The sequence below is a fragment of the Geobacillus sp. Manikaran-105 genome (assembly GCF_002809955.1).
GTDB lineage: Bacteria > Bacillota > Bacilli > Bacillales > Anoxybacillaceae > Geobacillus > Geobacillus thermophilus.
Genome location: NZ_PIJG01000008.1, coordinates 33,771 through 54,251, shown reverse-complemented (window position 1 = coordinate 54,251; position 20,481 = coordinate 33,771). Strand labels below are relative to the sequence as shown.

Below are 20,481 nucleotides of genomic sequence, written 5' to 3'. Positions count from 1 at the left end.
ATGCGCATTTTGCATACGGCAGACTGGCATCTCGGGCGGACGCTTGAAGGCCGAAGCCGGTTGGCGGAGCAAGAGGCGTTTATCGACGAACTTGTCGAGATTGTAGCAAAAGAACAAATCGATGTCGTCTTGATGGCTGGCGATGTGTTCGATTCCGTCAATCCGCCGGCGGCGGCGGAGCAGCTGTTTTACGAGAGTTTGGCCCGACTGTCCGATAAAGGCCGGCGTCCGGTTGCGGTCATCAGCGGCAACCATGACCATCCGGACCGCATCAGCGCCGCCCGGCCGCTGCTTTCCGACTACAACATTTTCCTTTTTGGCCGCCCACAGGCGGAAGTTTGCCGAATTGACGTTCCGTCGTGCGGCGAGGCGATGATGCTTGCGCCGTTGGCGTACCCGTCTGAATCGCGGCTCGCTGAGCTATTGTCATCCGACCATAAGGAAACCGCGCTTCGCGATCGGTACGACGACCGCATCCGGGCATTGTTCGCTACGATGGCCGCCTCATTTGCCGATGAAACTGTCAATGTTGTGATGAGCCATCTATACGTGGCTGGCGGCCATACGTCCGATTCCGAGCGGCCGATTGAGGTGGGCGGCGCCTATACGGTGGCGGCTGCCAGTTTGCCCGGGGCGGCGCAATACGTGGCGCTCGGTCATTTGCACCGCCCGCAGGACGTCAGACGGGCGGAGACGGCGGCGCGCTACGCCGGTTCACCGCTTGCTTACAGCTTTTCCGAAGCTGGGCACACCAAGTCGGTGACGGTTGTCGACGTCCAGCCGGGCGGAAAGGCCAACGTGACGGAGATTCCGCTTGTTTCCGGCAAACCGCTTGTCCGTTGGAAGGCGACGGACGGACTTGCCCAAGTGTATCGTTGGTGCGAGGAAGGAAGAGACCGGTCGTGCTGGATCGATTTAGAGGTCCATGTAAACGAGCCGTTGACAATGGAAGAGATTCAACGGCTGCGCAAGCTTCATCAAGGGTTTATCCATATCCGCCCGGTGTTTCCGGAACGGGAGCGGGAGGCGGCGGCTGAAACAGACCGCAAACCGCTTTCCCTTGTGGAAATGTTCCGGCGTTTTTACGAACGTCAAACCGGCGGACAAACACCGGATGAAGAGCTCGTGCGCCTTTTTTTGGAATTGGCGGCCGATGAGAAGGAAGGGGAAGGAGAAGAGGAATGAAGCCAATTTCCTTGACGATTGCCGGGCTTCATAGCTTTCGTGAAAAACAAACGATCGATTTTACGGCCCTTTGCGACGGCGGCGTATTCGGCATTTTTGGACCGACCGGAAGCGGCAAATCGACGATTTTGGATGCCATCACGCTCGCGCTGTTCGGAAGTGTCGGACGGGCGGCCAATCGGACACAAGCGATCATCAACCACGCTGAAAAGGAACTGTTCGTTTCCTTTACGTTCGAATTGGAAAATGCCGCTGGGGCAAAACGGTACACGGTGGAACGCTGTTTGAAAAGGGCGGATGAATGGCGGACGCGGAGCGCCGTCTGCCGGTTGATCGAACATCAGGCCGAGCCGGTCGTGCTCGCGGACAAGCTCTCTGATGTAGACAAGGCGGTCGTACAGCTGCTTGGTTTGACTATGGAAGATTTTACCCGCGCTGTCGTTTTGCCGCAAGGGAAGTTTGCCGAGTTTTTATCCCTCAAAGGGGCGGAGCGCCGGCAAATGCTGCAGCGCCTGTTCCATCTTGAACGATACGGTGACGAGTTGAATAAAAAGTTAAAAGAGCGGCTCGCCGCCGCGGAGCAGGAATGGCAAAAAATCGAAGCGGAAAAAGCGGGGCTCGGCGATGCTTCGAAAGCGGCGCTTGAGCAGGCAGAAGCCGAGGAGCGGGAGCTTGCGGCGCTGTTTGCCAAGCGCAAAAAAGAGCTTGAGAAAATCGAGGCAGACGTCGAACGGGCGAGGCAGCTTCGGGCGTGGCAGCAGGAAAAAGAAGCGGTTGAAGCGGAATTATCGGCATTGCGCCGGCGGGAGCCCGAAGTGCGGGCGCTTGAAGCGAAAAAAGGGCGGGCCGAGCAGGCGGAGCGCATTTGGCCGTACTGGGAGCAGTACGAACAGATGCGCCTCCTGCAGGCCGCGGCGCTGCAGCGGCAGGAGGCGGCGTTGCGACAGTTGGAGGCGGCCAAAGCCCACTATGAGGATGCCGTGCGCCGCTATGAGCAGGCGCGGCAGGAAAAAGCGCGGCGCGAGCCGGAGCTGTTGGTGCAAATGGAGCGGCTGCGGCAGGCGGAGCAGCTCGAACGGCAAATGGAAACACTCAAGGCGGAGCTCGCCGCCCTCCATGAGGAGTGGAACCGCTTGGCGGACCGGGAAAAAGCGGTGCAGCGTCAGTTCGAGGAAGCGGAGGCCTGGTACGCGCGCGGCTTGGCGCGCCAACAGGAGCTGAAAGAAGAGTTGCAGCGGCATGCCGCTGCGCTCGCTGGCAAAGACGAAATAGAGCGCGCCTGCGAAGAGAAGCGGCGCATTGAGCAAACGGCGTCCGCTCTCGCCCGCGTCGATGTGCAGCTCCAGCAAAAGGAAGCTGCCTGGCGCCAAGCCGAACGAGAGCGGGCTGAGCGGGAGCGCCGCGCCGCCGCTGCCGGCGCCCGCCTTCATCAACTGTTTCAGCTTGTTGAACAAACGCACCATTCCGTCTGCAGCCGGCAACAAGATATCGAAAAGCGGCTGCATGTTTTGCGGCGACAGATCGAGGCGGAGCAGCAACGGATCGAAGAGGCGCAGACGGCCGAACTGGCAGCGGTTCTGGCTGAGCGGCTCCGTCCCGGTGAACCGTGCCCGGTGTGCGGCTCGCGTGAGCACCCGCATCCGTCCGCCAGGCCGCAAACGGTAGCCTCTGGTCGGTTGTCTGAGCTCGAGCAAGAGCGGCAGCGTTGCGAACAAGATTTGCAGACACTGTTCTCATTCAAGGCGCAGCTTGAGCAGCTTGCCGCGCTGGCGGCCAGCCACGGGACACCCCCTGTTCAGGCGGCTGTCCGCCCGGCAGGCGAAACCGTCGATATGGCCGTTGAAGTCCGGGCGCTCGGGCAGGATGTCATTGAACGAAAGGAAGCGGTTTACCGGGCGTTGTCGCAGTGGAATGAGGCGGAAGCGGCGCGGCGTGAAGCGGAAAACGCCTGCCGATGGGCGGCAGCGGATATCGAAGCGCTGCAAGCGGAGAAACAGCGCCTTGAAGAGGAGAAACAGCAGCTTGAACGGCAGTGGCGCGAGGCGCATCCTTCCTTTTCACTGGAAACGATCGCGGTGGTTTACGAGCAGCTGCGCGAACAAGAGAAAATGTGGCGTGATGTACAAAAACGGCTTGAAGACAGCGTTCCGTTTTTAGAAGAAAAACAAAGAGCAAAAGAACAGGCGGCTGAGGAGCGTCGCCGGCTTGAGGCGGAGCGGGTGCGCCTCGAATCGCTTATGAGCGCCAAACAGGAGCTGTGGAAAGAATATGAGCGGCAACGGCGCGAGAAGGCCGGACCTGGCCCGGCAGGTGTGCAGCTTCGGGAAGCGGAAGCCGAATGGCGCCGGCTGCAAAACGGCGAACAGCAGGCGTACGATGAATGGCAGCGCGCCCAACAGCAATACCAGGCGACAGAAAGTGAGGCGAAGGCAGCGAAGCAGGCGTGCGAGGAAGCGGCCCGCCGCGAGGAAGAAGCGCTCGCTCGCTGGCGCCGCGCCTTGGCCGGCACTGTGTTCGCTGATGCTGAAGAAGTGCGAATGTCGAGGGCGGCAAAAGCGCAATGTGATGAATGGGACGAAGCCATCCGCCTTTACTGGCGCCAGGTCGAGCAGGCTGAGCACCGCCGCGCCCAGCTGGCGGCTGTCATCGGCGAAGAAGCGGTGAGCGCTGAACAATGGGAGATGATGCAGCAAGTATACAACGAGTTGAAAGCGCACACTGAGATGATGACCGAGCAGCTTGGCGCGGTGCGCGGAAAAGTGGCGGAGCTGAGAAAAAAACATGTCCGTTTTGTTGAATTGGAGGCGAGGCAGGCAACTCTCGGCCGCCAAATTGAGCGGTACAAACAGCTGCAAACGTTGCTTCGCGGCAACAGTTTTGTCGAATTTATGGCGGAAGAGCAACTCGAACAGGTGACCATCATGGCGTCTGAGCGGCTGCAGCAGTTGACGCGCCATCGCTATGCGCTTGAGCTCGATTCGCAAGGCGGGTTTTTGATTCGCGATGATGCCAACGGGGGGGTGCGGCGGCCGGTGTCGACGCTGTCCGGCGGGGAAACGTTTTTGACATCGCTGTCGTTGGCGCTGGCGCTGTCGGCGCAAATTCAGTTGCGCGGTGAATATCCGCTCCGGTTTTTCTTTTTGGACGAGGGGTTTGGCACATTGGATGCCGAGCTGCTCGATACGGTCGTTTCTGCTTTGGAAAAGTTGCATACGCAGCAGCTGGCTGTCGGCGTCATCAGCCATGTCCAAGAGATTCGCAACCGGCTGCCGCGCCGTCTCATTGTCGAGCCGGCGGAGCCGTCCGGCCCCGGCACGCGCGTCCGGCTTGAATGGATGTAACCCGTCTGTCGGGAGCAGTGCTTGGCGGATGCGTTGCCAGCGGCCGCTGCGCCGGCTGGTTAGTCCGGCCCACTGGATTGAAGGAACGGGGGGGGATAGGGGGCGGTCCTTGCCCCCATTTAGTTGTTGGCGGCCACGTTTTGGTCAGATACATCGGGATCAAACGCATTTGTAAAGCTGATTGCGTTGTTTGTCATGATAAAGTCGCCGGTGTTGAACCCGCCGGATCCAGCCTGCGTTTTCGTGGCGACTTTTGGTGCGATATACAAGCAGTCGCCCATTTGCACGACCGCGCCGCTGCCGACGCTGTTGATTTTGATCGGACCGACGAATGAAGGCATTACAGCTCTTCCTTTCTATATAGATGCAATTTGAAGATTTACCATTTGCAACTTTTACCGAGTATTTGATCGACTGTCGGGCGACCGAACAACGCCACTTCCAGACCCATTATATAGGTCTGTGAAGCAGGCGGTTGTTCGGTCCTCCGTCACGCCAAGGCGTGACGGAGAAGCCTGTGGCTTTCCCTCGACAGTCGAAAAGGGGCAAACCGTTTTTCCGTCAGGGGACATGTTAAACTTCCTCGTTGCCTCTATATATCTGCTGCTGACGGCATCGGGCCGGCCAGCTGGCGGATATGTTTGATGCGCGCTTCGCCTTCAGCGATGGAGGTTGAGCCGATGTGGACAACGGCCGAAGAGGAGATCCCTAGCACGCGGATCGACCGGACGGAAATGACCGGGGATTCGTGGAGCGTCTGTTGTGATGCAACCGGCGGCGGGGAAGACCAGCGTGGAATCGGCTTGGTAAAAATCGGGAATATTTGTTCCCCTTCTGGCCCGAAAAACAGCTCGTATTGCCGCTGCACGGCTAAAGCGCGTGTGCGGGCGGAAATCCGTTCAGAGTCGCCGATTTGCAGCACAGAGCTAATAATCAACGTTTCGGCATGGAGCGCCTGAACGATCGATGTCCGTTTCACGATGCCCCACCCCGAGCCGGCACGAGCGGGACAAACGGGCCGATGATGAGCGATTCCGGCGGCGTATCAAACGCAGACGATAAGTTGATCACATCAGCATCGCCGATTAAAAACAGCGAGGCGCTGGCGACGGCTGTCAAGCGGATGTCCCCGACATGCACGTCGCGGTTAATGACGGTATAATTCACGTTGATTCCTCCCCTGAAGGCAAGTGTTTCAAAAACGCGTCGAGCGATTGTTCAATATCCGCTTTCACTTTTTGGAAGATCTCGTTTTCGACCGTTTCATCGCGATCGCCCGCGGGAACATAGCCTTGGTTTGCTTTCTCTTGCAAATAAAAGCGGATGCGTTCATCCGTCTGTCGGGCGATATCTTGCAAAATAAACTGCCGGTACGTATCATCAAGGCGGCGGTTGTATTGCTGCTCAAGCCGCTTCAATGTTTCTGCCGCCTCACTGTTTAAGTAGGCGGCTACTTTTTCCTGAATCGGGCGCATCAACACCGGCTCCGGCTTTGGGACGACGGTTTTCACCGGTTCGACAGCGAAATCTTCGATGGTGCCGCCGGCCCCCGGTGGGGCGATGCCGATATTGAGCGTTCCTTCGAGCGTTTCCACTTTCAGCTGGTCAAATTTGTATTCAATCCGCTCGATCGTAGTGCGCGGCTGCGATTCCAGCTCCCGCAGCCGGGCTTCGAGAACGGAAAGACGTCGTTCGAGTGTCCGTACTTTGTTTGTCTGCCATAATAAATAGCGGCGCAGTTGGACGAAATAGTCGTATATACTCATGGTGCACCATCATCCTCTCTACATTCCCCTCTTACTTCAATATATGGACGGCCTGTCGTCCTCATCACTTTTTTTCTCTGCATTTAGCGGGTGGCCGAATGGAGAGGAACGAGAGGAGCGGACGGCTGGGCGGCGGTGCCAAGCGGCACGGTCGCTTGCGAAGCCGGGCCAGTGAAACTGCCGGTGTTGGCAAGCGTTGACAATGCTTGGATGCTGCCGGCGCTGCCGATTTGCAAAACGGATGAGTTGGTGACGGAGCCAATCCGCAATTGATGGATGCAAATGCTTTGGCTGATGTAAACATTCAACCTCCTTCTCCTCCTTCATACGTTCCCGACGACATTTTCATCGGCGACATCGGCGTCATTCGTATTCGTATTGCTGTAATAGTTGTAGACATGAAGCCCGTCGCCGGTGTTGAACGAGCCGGCGCCGGCGAACGTTTTGGTCACGCTTTGCGGGGAAATCGCAAACACGTCGCCGATATGGAACACGCCGCTGCTTCCGATGCTATTCAGTTTCACGGTTCCGACAAAAGCCGGCATGGGGCATGCTCCTTTCCCAGCTTCGCAGTTGCTGCTATAGTGTATGGGCGCAAGCCGGCTGACGTTCGCCCTAATTGTTCGCGGCGTTGTTCGCGTCTATCATATCCGGATCGCCGGTGTTGGTAAAGCTGACAAATGTGTTCGTTTGCAGGAAATCACCGTTGTTGCTTCCCCCAGAGCCGGTGTGCGATTTGGACGTACTCTTTGGGGCGATTTGCAAAACATCGCCAAAATTGACCGTGCCATCTCCGCTCACATGAGTGATTTTAATCGGTCCGCTGATAAACGAAGGCACTCGCGCCCCCTCCTTTTGTTCCCATTGTTATAGCATATTGTATGAAAAAAACACGTAACTGGTTCAACGCGGGGCGGATGTCCAATCGGCGGTTAAGTTGTCAGCATATGCTAATGAGAAGGAATGGAAAGGAAGGGACAACCGATGCCAGCGATCGTCATCGGCGGGATTAAAGTGACGAGTGTAGGCGGCAACGGCACGGTGAACATGGGCGACGTGCTGCAAATCGCTCCCAAAAGCACCTCAAAGACGAATTCAGGCGCCGGCGGCGGCAATACGGGCGAGTTTTTGCAGACGAATACGTTTTGCAGCGTCACCAATACAGTGGACCCGGATGTGTTCGACGCTGGAGCGAAAGGGAACAATTAGACGGCCGAATGACCAAAAAGACCGTCTTTTTCTTTTGTCCATCTTCATCTATAATATAATTATGAATTTTCTAAAATATAAGCTTGGGGGATGGGAGAATGAACGCACCGCTTGTTCTGACCCATTTTTTAGACCGCGCTGTCGCTTTGTACGGGGACAAGCCGGCGATGATTTGTTCCGGACGGACGGTGACATACAGTCAGCTTGGCGAACGAGTGCGGAGGCTCGCCAATGGGTTGCGTGAGCTCGGCATCCGCAAAGGGGATCGCGTGGCGTATCTCGCGCCGAACACGCTGGAAATGCTGGAAGGGTTTTACGGTGTATTTGAGGTGGGAGGGGTGATGGTGCCGCTGAATACGCGGCTGAAACCGGATGATTACGTTTTTATTTTGAATCATAGCGAAACGAAAGTGTTGTTTGTGGATCAGGAGCTGTATGGGCTGATTGCACCAGTCAAAAACAAGCTTGAAACGGTCGAGGAGATCATTGTCCACCATAAAACAGAGGCGGTGATTGATGAAATCGCTTACGATGAATGGCTCGCCGCCCAGTCGTCAGCGCCGGTTCCGCACCGCCGCCGGCGTTTATCGCACGCGTTGAGGAAAAGCTCGGCTGGGAGTTTATCCAGGTGTACGGCATGACCGAATCATCTCCGCTCAGCACGATTTCGCTCATTCGTCCGCAGCTTGACGGACTGCCTGTGGAGCAAAAGCAGCGGATCAAGGCAAAAGCCGGCTATCCGATGATCGGCTGCGAAGTGAAGGTGGTGAATGACAACGGCGAGGAAGTGCCGGCGGACGGCCGAACGATTGGAGAAGTGATCGTCCGCAGCCATGGCGTCATGAAAGGATATTGGAAAAACGAAGAAGCAACCGCCGCAACGATCCGTGACGGGTGGCTGCATACCGGCGATATGGCGACCGTCGATGAATACGGGCATATTGATATCGTCGACCGGAAAAAGGATATTATTATTAGCGGAGGAGAAAATATTTCGTCGATTGAAGTCGAAGGGGCGCTTTATGAACATCCTGCTGTGCTCGAGGCAGCGGTCATTGCCGCGCCGCACGAAAAATGGGGCGAAACGCCGCATGCGTTTGTCGTCGTCCGACCAGGGCACAATGTGACAGAGGAAGAGCTGATTGCCTTCTCACGGGAAAAACTAGCCCATTTCAAAGCCATTACGGGTGTTACGTTTGTTGATGAGCTGCCGAAAACAGCCTCCGGAAAAATTCAGAAAGTACACTTGCGCCGCCAATATTGGGATGCAATCGGAAAATCGGGTCGCTATGTCAACTGATGATACAGGCATGTGTCTTCAGACGGACAGAGGAGAGCGCGCCGAATGAAATGAATAAGGCGGCGGGCGTGCCGGCAAGGCGGTAAGGCGCCGCCGATTGCGCAGACGACTAGGCAGTAGAAAGAAGGGAGAAAGCGATGATCAGATCGACCGAGCGAATCGCCGCGGCGGATGTGTTGCGTGGATTCGCCTTGCTCGGCATTTTGCTTGTCAACATGCGTTATGTTTCCTCGCCAGCGTTATACGACGAAAGCGTCAAGGGCGGTGCTTTTGACCGAGTTTTGGACGCGGTCGTCGACGTATTGTTTGAAGCGAGCGCCTATCCGTTGTTTGCGTTTTTATTCGGGTTCGGGGCGATGACCATGTTCCGCCGGATCAGCAGCCGCGGAAAGCGGCCGATTCCGATTCTGTTGCGCCGCTTCTTTCTTTTGCTTGGGATCGGCATGGTTCATGCGTTTGGCCTTTGGTTTGGCGATATTTTAATCCCCTATGCGGTCGCCGGATTCATCATGTTTTTCTTGTTCGCCGCCCCGCCGCATTGGTGGCGGACGGCGGCTGTCGCTGTCTTTCTTCTTTTTCACGGCCTTATGGTGCTGCTAATGGCCCTCAGCATGTGGACAGGAGGAACGAAACCAGTTGGCGGCCACGAGGCTGAGGCGGCCGCAGCGGTTCGTCATTATCAAAGCGGAACGTTTGGTGATGTGTTTTGGCAACGTTGGCATGACTGGGCCTATGTCAACAGCGATGGCGGGCTGCTGTTTACGGTGTTGACCGTATTGCCCTTTTGTTTCCTCGGCGGCTATGCCTCTTGCAAACGTTGGCTTGAACCCGACCGTCACTCGCCCGCCAAGCTGCGCCGCCTGATGAGGTGGGCGCTATGTTTTGGTTTAGCGCTGAAAACCATTCCGTATTGGGCTGGGGTCAACGACTTGACCATGTACATCCAAAACAGCTTTGGAGGCGCCGCATTGGCGGTGTTCTACGCGGCGGCCGCCGTGTTCGTCTGCGGGAAACGAAGTTGGCAGCGCGCTTGGCGGTGGTGGCAAGACGTTGGCAAAATGTCGCTCACTCATTATCTCGCGCAATCGCTCGTTTGCACGTCGCTGTTTTATGGTTATGGGCTTGGGTGGTACGGACGAACAAGCGCATGGCAGGAGATGTTGATTGCGTTTGCTTTGTATGCGACTCAAGTGTGGATAAGCCGCTTTTGGTTTGCGCGTTTTCATTATGGTCCGGTTGAGTGGATGTGGAGGTGGGGGACATACGGAACGCGGCCGCCGTTTCGCCGCCGGCCGGGGCAATAAAAACCCCCGCTTACTGAACGGACGGGGAAGGCGATTCCAACATTCTCGTGTGCTGCAAATATTGGTTGATCAATTGGTCAAGCTCTTGGCTGCATTCGATCGTCTCTTTGGCCGTGAACCCATACGTGAGCGCCAATTCAATCATTTGTTGTCGTTTTTCTTCAATTTGCAACAGAACCATTTCCTTCACCATCAATCGTTTGAAATGTTGGTTGAGGCATGCCGCGTCGATGCAAGACGTTTGTTGCATGACGAAAGTCGCAATCGACGCCCTAGTGGAAACTAAACATTATTATACATATCCCGACGAAAAAAGGAAGCGATTCGGGAAAATAAGTGATAAATTTCCTAATTTAGACAAAATTCTACAAAAGCAGGACTTTTTCGCCTCGATGGCGAATATCATCCTCAACGCGCCAAAATGACGAAGACGGGTGGAAGAGAAGAGTTCACGAAGCGTCCGCTACATAACAAAGAAAGGGAGAGAGGCACGATGAAACTGATCACCGCACTTTTCGATGGAGAAACGTTTGTTGGAGCCGTGCCGCAAGGAGACGACCGGGCGGTTCATTTGCGCCGCGCCGAACGGGCGATGGATGGAACGGAGACGATGCCGACGACGATGGTTGAAGCGATTGCCCAAGGGGAGGAGTTTCTCGTACGGGCGCAAAAAGTGATTGACTGGGCGCTAGGCCATCCGACGCGGGAGTACGTTTATCGCCTCAACGATGTCCGTCTTTTGGCCCCGATCCCACGGCCGGCGAAAAACATTTTTTGCATTGGAAAAAACTATGTTGATCACGCGCTGGAGCTCGGCGGCGCCGATGTGCCGGAGCATTTGATCGTCTTCACGAAAGCGCCGACAACGGTCATTGGCCATGAGGAAACGATTTTGCGCCATGCCGATGTCACGGATGAAATGGACTATGAAGGGGAGCTGGCGGTGATTATCGGCAAACAAGGGCGGGCGATCCGCCGGGAAGAGGCGCTTGATTATGTGTTTGGATATACGATTATCAATGATGTGACGGCAAGAGATTTGCAGGAGCGGCACCAACAATATTTTCTCGGCAAAAGCCTGGATACATTTTGCCCAATGGGGCCATGGATTGTGCCGCGCCGTTTTGTCCCGAATCCTAATGACTTGCGCATTGAAACGCGGGTGAACGGGGAAGTGCGCCAGCGCGCGAGCACGAAACAGTTGATTTTTTCCATTGAATCGATCATCGAGACGATCTCCAAAGGCATTACGCTTGAGCCGGGCGACATCATTGCGACAGGAACTCCGGCTGGAGTCGGCAAAGGGATGAACCCGCCGCGTTTTTTGCAGACGGGTGATGTCATTGAGGTGACGGTGGAAGGCATCGGCATGTTGCGCAACAAAGTGGGAGAGTAAACGGCGAAAGTGAGGAAGCCCCCATTGATGCTCAAAAGGCGTCCTCTTGAAAGAAAGGGCGTCTTTCGTTTTCGTGAAGTTTGTCAACCGTCCGCCCGCCGTGCTATGATGGGAAGGAACAAGGAATGGTTGGAGGGATGGATGTTGACGCATGCCCATATTACGAGCTGGCTCATCACGATTGTTTTGTTTTTCCTTGCGGTGTCGATGGAGCGGCAAGGGGCGGGCAAAGCCAAGATCGTGCAAATGGTGTTGCGGCTGTTTTACATTCTCACGATCGCGACGGGGGGGCTTTTGCTGCATAGCATTGCTTCGATATCCGCGCTTTATTGGCTAAAAGCGCTTGCCGGGCTGTGGGTGATCGGAGCGATGGAAATGGTTTTAGCAGCTGTAAAAAAAGGAAAAAGCGCGGCGGCAGGATGGACGCAATGGGTCATTGCCCTTGTGGTGACGCTGTTCCTTGGCCTGCTGCTGCCACTTGGTTTTGACTTATTCTAAAGCGAAGCGGCAGCCTTCTATTGGTTGCCGCTTTTGTCCTCAGCCTATTTGGGCGCAAATCGCCCGTTCGCCGCTGTTGAATGTTATTTCAAATCGGTCGGCCGGCATCGGCCCGCGTTCATAGTAATGATGGACGCTGGCGATTTGCTCTGTATTGTCATAGATCATAAAATTGACGCCGGATGATTTGGCAAACAATAAGCCGTTGTAGCAGTACAGGCAGTCGTAAAGCGAAAACCCAAGATGGTTCAGCCATTGGACGTATTGAAAAAAGGACGGATTGGGAAGCGAGGCAAGCCATTGCCGGTACGCGTATGTCAGCTGTTTGCGGAAGCGGATGCGGTCGCCGTCAGTGAGGGGGAAGATGCCGAGGTCGGTCGCGATCGTGCCGTTTTCCTGCCACCGTCCGGACAGCCAATGCCCATAGCGGAACAGTTCAATCCCTTGCTGGGCCATCTCCTCGACTAACGCCGCTTCCTCTGCTTCCTCATCAAAAAACACCCATTCATTGTTGACAAACTCCGCTGTTCCTTGCACGTAAGCCCGCGGCTGTTCAGCAATGCACTGCAGGCGCTCTTCAATATTCAATGTCTCTCATCCTCCTTGTACTTCTCTTTTTTTCCACCTTTTTGTCCGTTTATTCACGTTATTGTTGACATCGGACAATTCATCGAAATGACCCGTGGTGCATAAAATGGAATCATGCCGATGCGGGGAGGGCTAGCGCCTTGGGGAAAATGGCGGCAGCCCACGAGATCCGCAAGAAAAAAGAACGGGCGATCCAAAGAACAATGCGAACAGTTCGGCGAAGAACAGTTGCCTGTCATTTTGATAAGGAAAGGATTGGTTCGTATGTGTGGCATTACTGGCTGGGTGCATTTCGGGCGCGATTTGCGCCGTGAGCGGAAAACGATTGCCGAGATGACAGAGACGCTCGCGAAACGCGGGCCGGATGATACAAATACATGGCTTGACGTCCATGCCGCGTTCGGGCATAAGCGGCTCGTTGTGGTTGACCCGGCTGGCGGCAAACAACCGATGATCCGGAACAAAAACGGACGGCGTTACACAATCGTTTACAATGGCGAGCTGTACAATACGGAAGACATCCGGAAGGAGCTGTTGCATAAAGGTTACCGGTTTGACGGCCACTCCGATACGGAAGTGCTGCTCGCCGCTTATATCGAATGGAAAGAACAATGTGTTGACTGGCTCAACGGCATTTTTGCCTTTGCCGTTTGGGATGAAGAACGGGAGCAGCTATTTATGGCGCGCGACCGGCTCGGGGTCAAACCGCTGTTTTATCGCCAAGATGCCAAGGAGCTTTTGTTCGGATCTGAGATCAAGGCGATTTTGGCCCATCCGGATGTGAAAGCGGAAGTCAATTATGAAGGCTTGGCGGAAGTATTCGGGCTGGGGCCGTCGCGCACGCCGGGGCACGGCGTGTTTTGCGGCATCCAAGAATTGCGCCCCGCGCACGCGTTGACTTTCTCACGCAACGGGCTTCGCATTTGGCGGTATTGGAATGTCGAAAGCGACGTCCATCGCGATTCATTCGAGGAAACGGTCGAAAAGCTGCGCTTTCTATTGACGGATGCGGTCACGCGCCAACTCATTTCCGATGTGCCGGTCTGCACCTTCCTTTCTGGCGGGGTCGATTCGAGCGCCATTACGGCGATTGCCGCCAATGCCTTTGCGACAGCTGGAAAAGGGCCGCTTCATACGTACTCGATCGATTATGAAGGAAACGATCAGTATTTCCGGGCAAACGATTTTCAGCCAAACACCGATGCACCATTTATCGAACAGGTGTCAAACCAATTTCAAACGGTTCATCATCGCTGCGTGATCACGCAAGAAGAACTGTTCCGCCATTTGCATGAAGCCGTCATCGTTCGCGACGTTCCGGGCATGGCTGATGTCGATTCGTCGCTTCTTTGGTTTTGCAAACAAATTCGCAACCAGTTTGTCGTCAGCTTATCAGGGGAGTGCGCCGATGAAATTTTCGGCGGCTATCCATGGTTTCATCGCCCGGACGATTTGGCGCGCAAAGGATTTCCGTGGATGCGTTCGGTCGACGCGCGCATGGGTCTATTAAAAGATGAGTGGCGGCAAAAGCTTCGCCTTGACGACTATGTGCAAATGCGTTATGAACAAACGCTTGCTGAAGTGCCGCGTCTCGAGGGGGAAAGCGCCGAGGAGGCGAAGCGGCGTGAGCTGTTTTACTTAAATATGATTTGGTTTATGACGACACTGCTTGACCGGAAAGACCGGATGAGCATGGGAGCAAGCTTGGAAGTGCGCGTGCCGTTCGCTGACCATCGCATTGTCGAATACGTTTGGAACATTCCGTGGGATATGAAAATGTATGGAGGACGAGAAAAAGGCCTTTTGCGAAAAGCGCTCGAGGGATTGCTTCCCGAAGAGGTGCTCTACCGGAAAAAAAGCCCATATCCGAAAACGCACCATCCTCTATATACGAAACTTGTCAAGCAATGGCTTGAGCAGTTGCTCCATGACCGCTCTTCGGTTTTGCACGAGTTTTTCGACCGGGAAAAATTGTTGGCGCTCATTGAAACAGAAGGGAAGTCGTTCCAAGTGCCGTGGTTTGGGCAGCTCATGACCGGTCCGCAGCTGCTCGCTTACCTTGGCCAAGTGCACGTTTGGTTTGATCATTACGGCATTCGCATTAAAGAATAAGAGCTGCGCCTACGCGCAGCTCTTATTCGATTTGGCGGCGCTACGCCATTTTTGCTTGTGGCACCATCGTTTTTTTCATCCAGACGCGCGACCGCCAGCGCCAAAGCATCAACAGTCCGCGCAACCATTCGTCGGCGATGAACGACAGCCAAATGCCGACAAGGCCAAACCCAAGGGCAATGCCGAAGATGTATGCCACTGTGACCCCGACGCCCCACATCGACAAAATGCCCATATAGACCGGAAATTGCACATCTCCGGCTGCCCGCAACGAGCCGATGATGACGAGATTAAACGACCGCCCCGGCTCAAGGATGATGGTTAAAAGCAACAGTTTGCGCCCAAGCCCAATCATCGACGCGTCATCAGTAAAGAAGGAGAGCAGCGGTTCGGCGAACCAATAGGCGGCTGTAGCAAGCAACACGGACATGCCAATGGCGCTGTACAAACTTTTTAAACAACGGGCGTACGCTTCCTCATACCGCCCGGCGCCAACAAAATGGCCGACAAGGATTTGCGTTCCTTGGCTGATGGCGATGCCGAACAAAAAGACGAACATCATAATGTTTTGCGTATACACTCGTACCGTTAGCGCCTCGGCGCCCAGCCACGTAATCAAATAGGTGATCACCATTTGCGCTGTATTGTAGGAAAGGTGCTCGCCGGCTGACGGCACACCGATTTTCAATAGCGAACGAAAGTGGCGAAACGGCAGGGCGCAAAAGGCACGCGGCGCGAGTGCAATACCTGTTCGTTTGCGCAATAAGGCAACGAGCACAACAAAGCCGGCCAACCGGCTGGCTGCTGTTGAAATAGCAGCTCCTTCCGCCCCAAGAGGAGGAAGAGCAAATGAGCCGAAAATAAGGAAGTAGTTTCCGATGACATTGAGTACATTCATGCCGATCGTGACATACATCGTATCGCGCGTAAAGCCGTAGCTTTTTAAGATGGCGCCGACCGTCATCATCAGCGCTTGGATGAACAAAAACCCGCCGACAATCGCCAAATAGCTGCTCCCCTCGTCAAACAGTTCAGCCGGCAGCCCCATCAGCCGCAAAATCGGCCGGCTAAACGCGGCGAGAACGGCGCTTAGCAGCAACCCAAACAGCAAATTGGCGGCAAGGGATACGCGCGACACGTCAATGGCCTCTTGTTCCCGCCGGGCACCTAAATATTGGGTGACAAGTACGGCGGTCGCCAAGGCAACGAAGTTGAACAGCACGATCGTTAACGCGATGATTTGGTTCGCCACCCCGACGGCGGCGACCGCATGATCCGAGTACTGGCTGAGCATAAGTGTATCAGCGTTGCCCATGACCATATAAAGCAACGTTTCAATAAAAATCGGCCACGTTAACGAGAACAGTGACCATGTTTTTGCCTCTTGGCGCATATTGAGACAACTCCTTTTTCAAATTCCGACTTGAACGATATACTCAGTTTAGCTAGTTTGCTGCATAATGGAAAGAGAAAGAAGCGATTTCACTTGCATTTTTCCGACAAGGAAAGAGGGGACGACGATGGACTATATCACGTTTTCGTTGCCGCCGCTGCCGGTGTTTATTAAAGGGGCGGAAAGCGTATTTCCAAAAGGAAAACGGCATTTTCGCCGCACGTTTACCGTATTTGACTTGCTGTATGTGAAACAAGGCTGTTTGTATATGACGGAAAACGGGCGCGAGTTTGCCATCGGCAGCGGGCAATATTTGCTGTTGATCCCCGGCCGCGAACATTACGGACACCGCCCGTGTGAAGAGAAAACGGAGCTTGTTTGGCTGCACTTTTTGCTGCCGGACTACACGGTTGCTCCGGACTGCCCGGCGAGCCGGCAAACGGTGATGGAAAAAGAGGCGACGTACACTGAGCCAATCCAATACCGGCTTTCGATCCGTCAATATGGGGAGCTGAAACAACGGGAGCGCGCCGAACAGCTGCTCGCCCAACTTGTCGAGCCGAACGTGGAGCGGGATATGGACCGGCCGCTCCGACAGCTGCTTTTGTTTGTGGAATTTCTTTGGCACTTGCAAAAGCAGGAGCTGTCCGTCCCAAGTGCAGCGGAACAAGTCAGTGCGGCGGCGGTGGCGTACATCGAACGACATTTCAACGAGCCGATTACGCTCGAAATGCTTGCGAAAGGGCTCCGTTTTCATCCCGATTACATCACCCGCTGTATGCAAAAAACGATGGGCATGGGATTTAGCCGTTATTTGACGTATTACCGCCTGTCGAAAGCCAAGCAATGGCTTGCGGAAACGAATGAAACAGTCGAGGCGGTTGCCAAGCGGGTCGGCATTGATGATGGCGCGTATTTTTCGCGTGTATTCAAAAAGATGGAAGGGATGACCCCGACCGAATACCGGCGCATGGCTAGGCGTACATAAAACCGGCGCAGCGAACCGCTGCACCGGTTTGTGATCAAAGCAACACATGGCTGCGCCATCTTACCAGCTTTCAACTTTATAGAGCACAAACCCATACGGAGGCAAAGAGGCGCAAAGCGTTTCCGCCTCGGCCGCAAACCGCTCTCCGGTCAAGAGGTCAACAAGCCATTTTCCGCGAAGGTCGAGCGGGAGCGGAATGTCGGCGGCATCATTGCTTCGGTTGATGATGACGAGCACGGTTTCAGCGCCGTCAATTTTTTCATACACGAGATGGTTAGGGTTGTCGTCGGCGGAAAGAAAGGAGACATCTCCGCGCCGGAGCGCCGGGTGCTGCTTCCTTAGCGCAATCAGCCGCTTGACATGCGCCAACAGTTCGCGGTTTTGGTGCTCCGGATCCCACACCATACATTTCCGGCACTCCGGATCGTTTCCGCCCGTCATGCCGATCTCATCGCCATAGTAAATGCACGGCGAACCGGTGAACGTCAGCTGGAACAAAAACAACAACTTCGCTTTGCGGACGTCGCCGCCGCAAACCGTAAGCAGCCTTGGTGTATCATGGCTGCCAAGCAAGTTGAATGCCGCTTCGTTCACCTGTTTCGGATACGAATGAAGAAGTCGGATCATGATATCGGCAAACTGGCGGGCGCTGATTTCCTCTTTCGCGAAAAAGCGAAGCGCCCCGTCCGTGAACGGGTAGTTCATGACGGCGTCAAACTGGTCGCCGCGCAGCCAAGGCATGGCGTCATGCCAAATCTCGCCGAGAATGTACACATCGGGCTTTAGCGCCTTCACTGCCTGCCGGAATTCGCGCCAAAATTGATGATCGATTTCGTTTGCCACATCGAGCCGCCAGCCGTCAATATCAAACTCGCGAATCCAGTATGTCGCGACATCAAGCAAGTAGCGCTTCACTTCCGGATGAGCGGTGTTGAGTTTCGGCATGTGCGGCACGAACGCAAATGTGTCGTAGTTCGGGCGCGGCTCGGTTTGGAGCGGAAACTCGCGAATATGGAACCAATCTTTATACCGAGAGGCTGCGCCGTTTTTCAACACATCTTGAAACGGGGCAAACTCATAGCCGCAATGGTTGAAGACTGCATCGAGCATGACGCGGATCCCTTTTTCATGGCAGCGCTTGACAAGTGTTTTCAACGTCTCTTTGTCCCCAAAGTGCGGGTCGATTTCAAAATAATCAGCGGTGTCGTATTTATGGTTCGACGGCGCGCGGAAAATCGGCGTCAAGTAAAGGCCGGTGATGCCAAGGTCAGCCAAGTAATCGAGATGGTCGATAATTCCTTGCAAATCCCCCCCAAAAAAACTTGTCGGCGTTGGGTCTTCGCTTCCCCACGGCCGCGCTCCTTCCGGACTGATGGCCGGGTTGCCGTTGGCGAACCGCTCAGGGAAAATTTGATACCATACGGTGTCTTTTACCCAGCCCGGCGCTTGGAACAGGTCGACCCGATGAAGAAAGGGAAAGCAAAAGTAGTAAGCGGTGTCGTCGCTCGGAGCTTCATGGTAAAATCCTTTTTCCGTATAGACCAGTTGTTCGCCCCCAGCTCGAAGCACAAACCCATAGCGCAGCCGCCGATATGGCGGTCTGACCTCGGCGAACCAATAGTCAAATCGTTCGTCGCTTCCCGTTTTCTGCATCGGCATCGTTTGAAACTGCCAGGCGCCGTCTTGCCACTCGTACGGGTCGCCGTGCAACAGCTCCACCCGATCAACATCATCTTTTTTTGTCCGAAGCCGAAGATGAAGCGTTTCGCCATCATAGGCATAGGCGAAGTTGTCAGTCGGGCGGTGGTGAATGGCTTCTTTTTGCATCATCGTTCCCCCTCTTGAATCCAATTTGGGTAAAAGCAATCGTTTGCATGATAGACTTCCGTTAAACAAAGCGTACGCCAATGTAAAAAAAAAGTCAAATTTCATAGAAAATAAGCTTGTAAAATGAAAAATAGACGATATAATAGAGTTGAAAGGTGCAATCGTTTTCATTGGAGTGATTGCGATTTTAATGCGCAAACGGTTTCGCTATGGTTGCACTGAAAAAGAGTCGATCAAAAGAGGAGGGAGAGCATGAAGAAAACATTGTCTTTGTTTCTCATGGCTGTGCTGCTCGTGGGCGTGCTCGCTGCCTGCGGACCGAAACGGGACGTTCAACAGCCGAAAGAAAGTCAAGGAACGACCGAAAAGGCGGAAAAACCGGACAAACTGGTCGTTTGGGTGAACGACGACGAAAAGCAGAAACCAGCATTAAAAGATATTTTCCAAAAGTACACAGAAAAAACCGGAATCAAAATCGAGATGGTTGGGGTCAACATGCTCGATCAAACGAAAAAACTAGCGCTCGACGGACCGGCTGGCAAAGGGCCGGATGTGTTCTACCAGCCGCATGACCGCATCGGCGACATTGTGCTGCAAGGATTGGCCGATCCAGTCGACCTTGGCGATGCGAAAGGCGAGTACAGTCCGACGGCCATCAACGCGGTCACCTATGACGGAAAGACGTATGGCGTGCCGATGGTCGTTGAAACATACGGCGTGTTCTACAATAAAAATTTAGTGCCGGAAGCGCCGAAAACGATGGATGACTTGATGAAGATCGCCAAGGAAAAAACGAATGCGGCCAAAGACCAATACGGCTTTTTAATGGAAGCGACGAATTTCTATTTCGTTTATCCGTTCCTCGCCGGCTATGGCGGCTATGTGTTTAAAAATGAAAACGGCAAATACGACATAAGCGACATTGGGCTCGCGAATGATGGAGCCGTCAAAGGAGCCGAGCTCGTCCAATCGTGGTTTAAAAACGGCTACATTCCGAAAGAAATCACCGGCGATATTATGAACGGGCTGTTTACGAAAGGAAATGTGGCCGTTGCCATCACCGGACCATGGAACATCGCGTCGTATAAAGAAGCGTTGGGCGACAAATTGGCGACGGCGCCGCTGCCGGTTTTGGACAACGGCGAGCATCCGAAATCGTTCGTCGGCGTAAAAACATGGATGCTCTCCGCCTATTCACAAAACAAAGAATGGGCGGTCGACTTCATGAAGTTTGTCACGAACGAAGAAAATTCGCTTCATTACTATGAAGTGGCGGGCGAAATGCCGGCGAACGAAAAAGCGTTGACGAATGAGAAAATTACGAACGACCCGCTGATCGCCGGTTTTGCGGAGCAAATCCAATACGGCGAGCCGATGCCGAACGTGCCGGAAATGTCGCAAGTGTGGGAGCCGATGGGCAATGCGTTGCAATTTATCGCGAAAGGCGACAACCCGAAAGCGGTGCTCGGTGAGGCAGTGAAAACGATTCAAGATAAAATCGCCGCCAGCGGCGCTGGAAAATAACGAGTGATGTCGTGGTGGATAGGATCAGCCCTATCCACTATTCTTATCCA

Annotated in this window: 20 protein-coding genes and 1 pseudogene; 10 read left to right on the top strand and 11 right to left on the bottom strand. The window is 54.5% G+C overall.

Features of this window, described 5'->3' with window-relative positions; genetic code table 11:
* Positions 1 to 1,185, top strand: a complete 1,185-nt coding sequence (locus CV945_RS04175) for an exonuclease SbcCD subunit D (protein ID WP_050368292.1) — start codon at positions 1 to 3, stop codon at positions 1,183 to 1,185.
* On the top strand, positions 1,182 to 4,526 hold the full coding sequence (locus tag CV945_RS04170; protein ID WP_100659200.1) for an AAA family ATPase: 3,345 nt from the start codon (positions 1,182 to 1,184) through the stop codon (positions 4,524 to 4,526). Before CV945_RS04175 ends, CV945_RS04170 begins: the two co-directional genes overlap by 4 nt.
* 119 nt (positions 4,527 to 4,645) lie before the next feature.
* Here the strand turns inward: CV945_RS04170 and CV945_RS04165 are convergent, their stop codons facing one another.
* The 7 genes from CV945_RS04165 to CV945_RS04130 form a co-directional block, all read right to left on the bottom strand.
* The gene (locus tag CV945_RS04165; RefSeq protein ID WP_033011644.1) at positions 4,646 to 4,867 is read right to left on the bottom strand and encodes a spore germination protein; all 222 of its coding nucleotides are present in this window, start codon (positions 4,865 to 4,867) and stop codon (positions 4,646 to 4,648) included.
* Positions 4,868 to 5,118: 251 nt separating this feature from the next.
* Complete coding sequence (locus CV945_RS04155) at positions 5,119 to 5,505, bottom strand: spore germination protein GerPE (RefSeq protein ID WP_100659199.1); 387 nt, start codon at positions 5,503 to 5,505, stop codon at positions 5,119 to 5,121.
* Positions 5,502 to 5,693 carry a hypothetical protein gene (locus CV945_RS04150; protein ID WP_033011648.1) on the bottom strand — a complete coding sequence of 64 codons (192 nt, stop codon included), beginning with the start codon at positions 5,691 to 5,693 and terminating at the stop codon, positions 5,502 to 5,504. Before CV945_RS04150 ends, CV945_RS04155 begins: the two co-directional genes overlap by 4 nt.
* A complete protein-coding gene (gerPC, locus tag CV945_RS04145) occupies positions 5,690 to 6,292 on the bottom strand; it encodes a spore germination protein GerPC (protein ID WP_033011650.1) in 603 nt (200 codons plus the stop codon). Before gerPC ends, CV945_RS04150 begins: the two co-directional genes overlap by 4 nt.
* An 83-nt stretch (positions 6,293 to 6,375) precedes the next feature.
* Positions 6,376 to 6,600 carry a spore germination protein GerPB gene (locus CV945_RS04140; protein ID WP_100659198.1) on the bottom strand — a complete coding sequence of 75 codons (225 nt, stop codon included), beginning with the start codon at positions 6,598 to 6,600 and terminating at the stop codon, positions 6,376 to 6,378.
* A 15-nt stretch (positions 6,601 to 6,615) separates the two neighbouring features.
* Positions 6,616 to 6,837, bottom strand: coding sequence for a spore germination protein (locus CV945_RS04135; protein ID WP_100659197.1), 222 nt, complete (start codon positions 6,835 to 6,837; stop codon positions 6,616 to 6,618).
* A 70-nt stretch (positions 6,838 to 6,907) separates the two neighbouring features.
* Positions 6,908 to 7,132, bottom strand: a complete 225-nt coding sequence (locus CV945_RS04130) for a spore germination protein (RefSeq protein WP_033011656.1) — start codon at positions 7,130 to 7,132, stop codon at positions 6,908 to 6,910.
* 144 nt (positions 7,133 to 7,276) lie between these two features.
* Here CV945_RS04130 and CV945_RS04125 point away from each other — a divergent pair, with 144 nt between their 5' ends.
* From CV945_RS04125 to CV945_RS04115, 3 genes and pseudogenes are all read left to right on the top strand, one after another.
* Positions 7,277 to 7,501, top strand: coding sequence for a spore germination protein (locus CV945_RS04125; protein WP_033011658.1), 225 nt, complete (start codon positions 7,277 to 7,279; stop codon positions 7,499 to 7,501).
* A 98-nt stretch (positions 7,502 to 7,599) separates the two neighbouring features.
* Positions 7,600 to 8,801 (top strand): annotated as a pseudogene (locus CV945_RS04120) (AMP-binding protein).
* Positions 8,802 to 8,938: 137 nt separating this feature from the next.
* Positions 8,939 to 10,105: a DUF418 domain-containing protein gene (locus CV945_RS04115; RefSeq protein ID WP_100659196.1), complete on the top strand. Its 1,167-nt coding sequence runs from the start codon at positions 8,939 to 8,941 to the stop codon at positions 10,103 to 10,105.
* 10 nt (positions 10,106 to 10,115) lie between these two features.
* On the opposite strand, the gene CV945_RS04110 is transcribed toward CV945_RS04115, so the two are convergent.
* Positions 10,116 to 10,298 (bottom strand): aspartyl-phosphate phosphatase Spo0E family protein, encoded by a 183-nt coding sequence (locus CV945_RS04110; protein ID WP_080706486.1) that lies wholly within the window; start codon positions 10,296 to 10,298, stop codon positions 10,116 to 10,118.
* Between the two features lie 300 nt (positions 10,299 to 10,598).
* Between CV945_RS04110 and CV945_RS04105 the strand changes: the two genes are divergently transcribed.
* Entirely contained in the window at positions 10,599 to 11,501 is a 903-nt protein-coding gene (locus CV945_RS04105) for a fumarylacetoacetate hydrolase family protein (protein WP_100659195.1), read from the top strand.
* 144 nt (positions 11,502 to 11,645) lie between these two features.
* On the top strand, positions 11,646 to 11,999 hold the full coding sequence (locus CV945_RS04100) for a YisL family protein (protein ID WP_025950975.1): 354 nt from the start codon (positions 11,646 to 11,648) through the stop codon (positions 11,997 to 11,999).
* Between the two features lie 39 nt (positions 12,000 to 12,038).
* On the opposite strand, the gene CV945_RS04095 is transcribed toward CV945_RS04100, so the two are convergent.
* Positions 12,039 to 12,587 (bottom strand): DUF2777 domain-containing protein, encoded by a 549-nt coding sequence (locus CV945_RS04095; RefSeq protein ID WP_033024823.1) that lies wholly within the window; start codon positions 12,585 to 12,587, stop codon positions 12,039 to 12,041.
* Positions 12,588 to 12,851: 264 nt separating this feature from the next.
* Here CV945_RS04095 and asnB point away from each other — a divergent pair, with 264 nt between their 5' ends.
* Positions 12,852 to 14,699 (top strand): asparagine synthase (glutamine-hydrolyzing), encoded by a 1,848-nt coding sequence (gene asnB, locus CV945_RS04090; RefSeq protein ID WP_100659194.1) that lies wholly within the window; start codon positions 12,852 to 12,854, stop codon positions 14,697 to 14,699.
* A gap of 40 nt (positions 14,700 to 14,739) precedes the next feature.
* Here the strand turns inward: asnB and CV945_RS04085 are convergent, their stop codons facing one another.
* The gene (locus CV945_RS04085; RefSeq protein ID WP_100659193.1) at positions 14,740 to 16,092 is read right to left on the bottom strand and encodes an MATE family efflux transporter; all 1,353 of its coding nucleotides are present in this window, start codon (positions 16,090 to 16,092) and stop codon (positions 14,740 to 14,742) included.
* Positions 16,093 to 16,219: 127 nt separating this feature from the next.
* On the opposite strand from CV945_RS04085, the gene CV945_RS04080 reads away from it, so the two are divergent.
* Positions 16,220 to 17,080: an AraC family transcriptional regulator gene (locus tag CV945_RS04080; RefSeq protein WP_100659192.1), complete on the top strand. Its 861-nt coding sequence runs from the start codon at positions 16,220 to 16,222 to the stop codon at positions 17,078 to 17,080.
* Between the two features lie 60 nt (positions 17,081 to 17,140).
* Here CV945_RS04080 and CV945_RS04075 read toward each other — a convergent pair whose 3' ends face one another.
* Positions 17,141 to 18,907: an alpha-glycosidase gene (locus CV945_RS04075; RefSeq protein ID WP_100659191.1), complete on the bottom strand. Its 1,767-nt coding sequence runs from the start codon at positions 18,905 to 18,907 to the stop codon at positions 17,141 to 17,143.
* A 252-nt stretch (positions 18,908 to 19,159) separates the two neighbouring features.
* Here CV945_RS04075 and CV945_RS04070 point away from each other — a divergent pair, with 252 nt between their 5' ends.
* A complete protein-coding gene (locus CV945_RS04070; RefSeq protein ID WP_100659190.1) occupies positions 19,160 to 20,431 on the top strand; it encodes a sugar ABC transporter substrate-binding protein in 1,272 nt (423 codons plus the stop codon).
* The last annotated feature ends 50 nt before the right edge of the window (positions 20,432 to 20,481 follow it).

Excerpts from the sequence above, each read along its gene's own strand:
- CV945_RS04165 (WP_033011644.1), bottom strand. The coding sequence starts at position 4,867 with ATGCCTTCATTCGTCGGTCCGATCAAAATCAACAGCGTCGGCAGCGGC.
- gerPC (WP_033011650.1), bottom strand. The coding sequence starts at position 6,292 with ATGAGTATATACGACTATTTCGTCCAACTGCGCCGCTATTTATTATGG.
- CV945_RS04115 (WP_100659196.1), top strand. The coding sequence starts at position 8,939 with ATGATCAGATCGACCGAGCGAATCGCCGCGGCGGATGTGTTGCGTGGA.
- CV945_RS04105 (WP_100659195.1), top strand. The coding sequence starts at position 10,599 with ATGAAACTGATCACCGCACTTTTCGATGGAGAAACGTTTGTTGGAGCC.
- asnB (WP_100659194.1), top strand. The coding sequence starts at position 12,852 with ATGTGTGGCATTACTGGCTGGGTGCATTTCGGGCGCGATTTGCGCCGT.
- CV945_RS04085 (WP_100659193.1), bottom strand. The coding sequence starts at position 16,092 with ATGCGCCAAGAGGCAAAAACATGGTCACTGTTCTCGTTAACGTGGCCG.
- CV945_RS04070 (WP_100659190.1), top strand. The coding sequence starts at position 19,160 with ATGAAGAAAACATTGTCTTTGTTTCTCATGGCTGTGCTGCTCGTGGGC.
- CV945_RS04110 (WP_080706486.1), bottom strand. The coding sequence starts at position 10,298 with ATGGTGAAGGAAATGGTTCTGTTGCAAATTGAAGAAAAACGACAACAA.
- CV945_RS04125 (WP_033011658.1), top strand. The coding sequence starts at position 7,277 with ATGCCAGCGATCGTCATCGGCGGGATTAAAGTGACGAGTGTAGGCGGC.
- CV945_RS04135 (WP_100659197.1), bottom strand. The coding sequence starts at position 6,837 with ATGCCGGCTTTTGTCGGAACCGTGAAACTGAATAGCATCGGAAGCAGC.
- CV945_RS04175 (WP_050368292.1), top strand. The coding sequence starts at position 1 with ATGCGCATTTTGCATACGGCAGACTGGCATCTCGGGCGGACGCTTGAA.
- CV945_RS04170 (WP_100659200.1), top strand. The coding sequence starts at position 1,182 with ATGAAGCCAATTTCCTTGACGATTGCCGGGCTTCATAGCTTTCGTGAA.
- CV945_RS04080 (WP_100659192.1), top strand. The coding sequence starts at position 16,220 with ATGGACTATATCACGTTTTCGTTGCCGCCGCTGCCGGTGTTTATTAAA.
- CV945_RS04075 (WP_100659191.1), bottom strand. The coding sequence starts at position 18,907 with ATGCAAAAAGAAGCCATTCACCACCGCCCGACTGACAACTTCGCCTAT.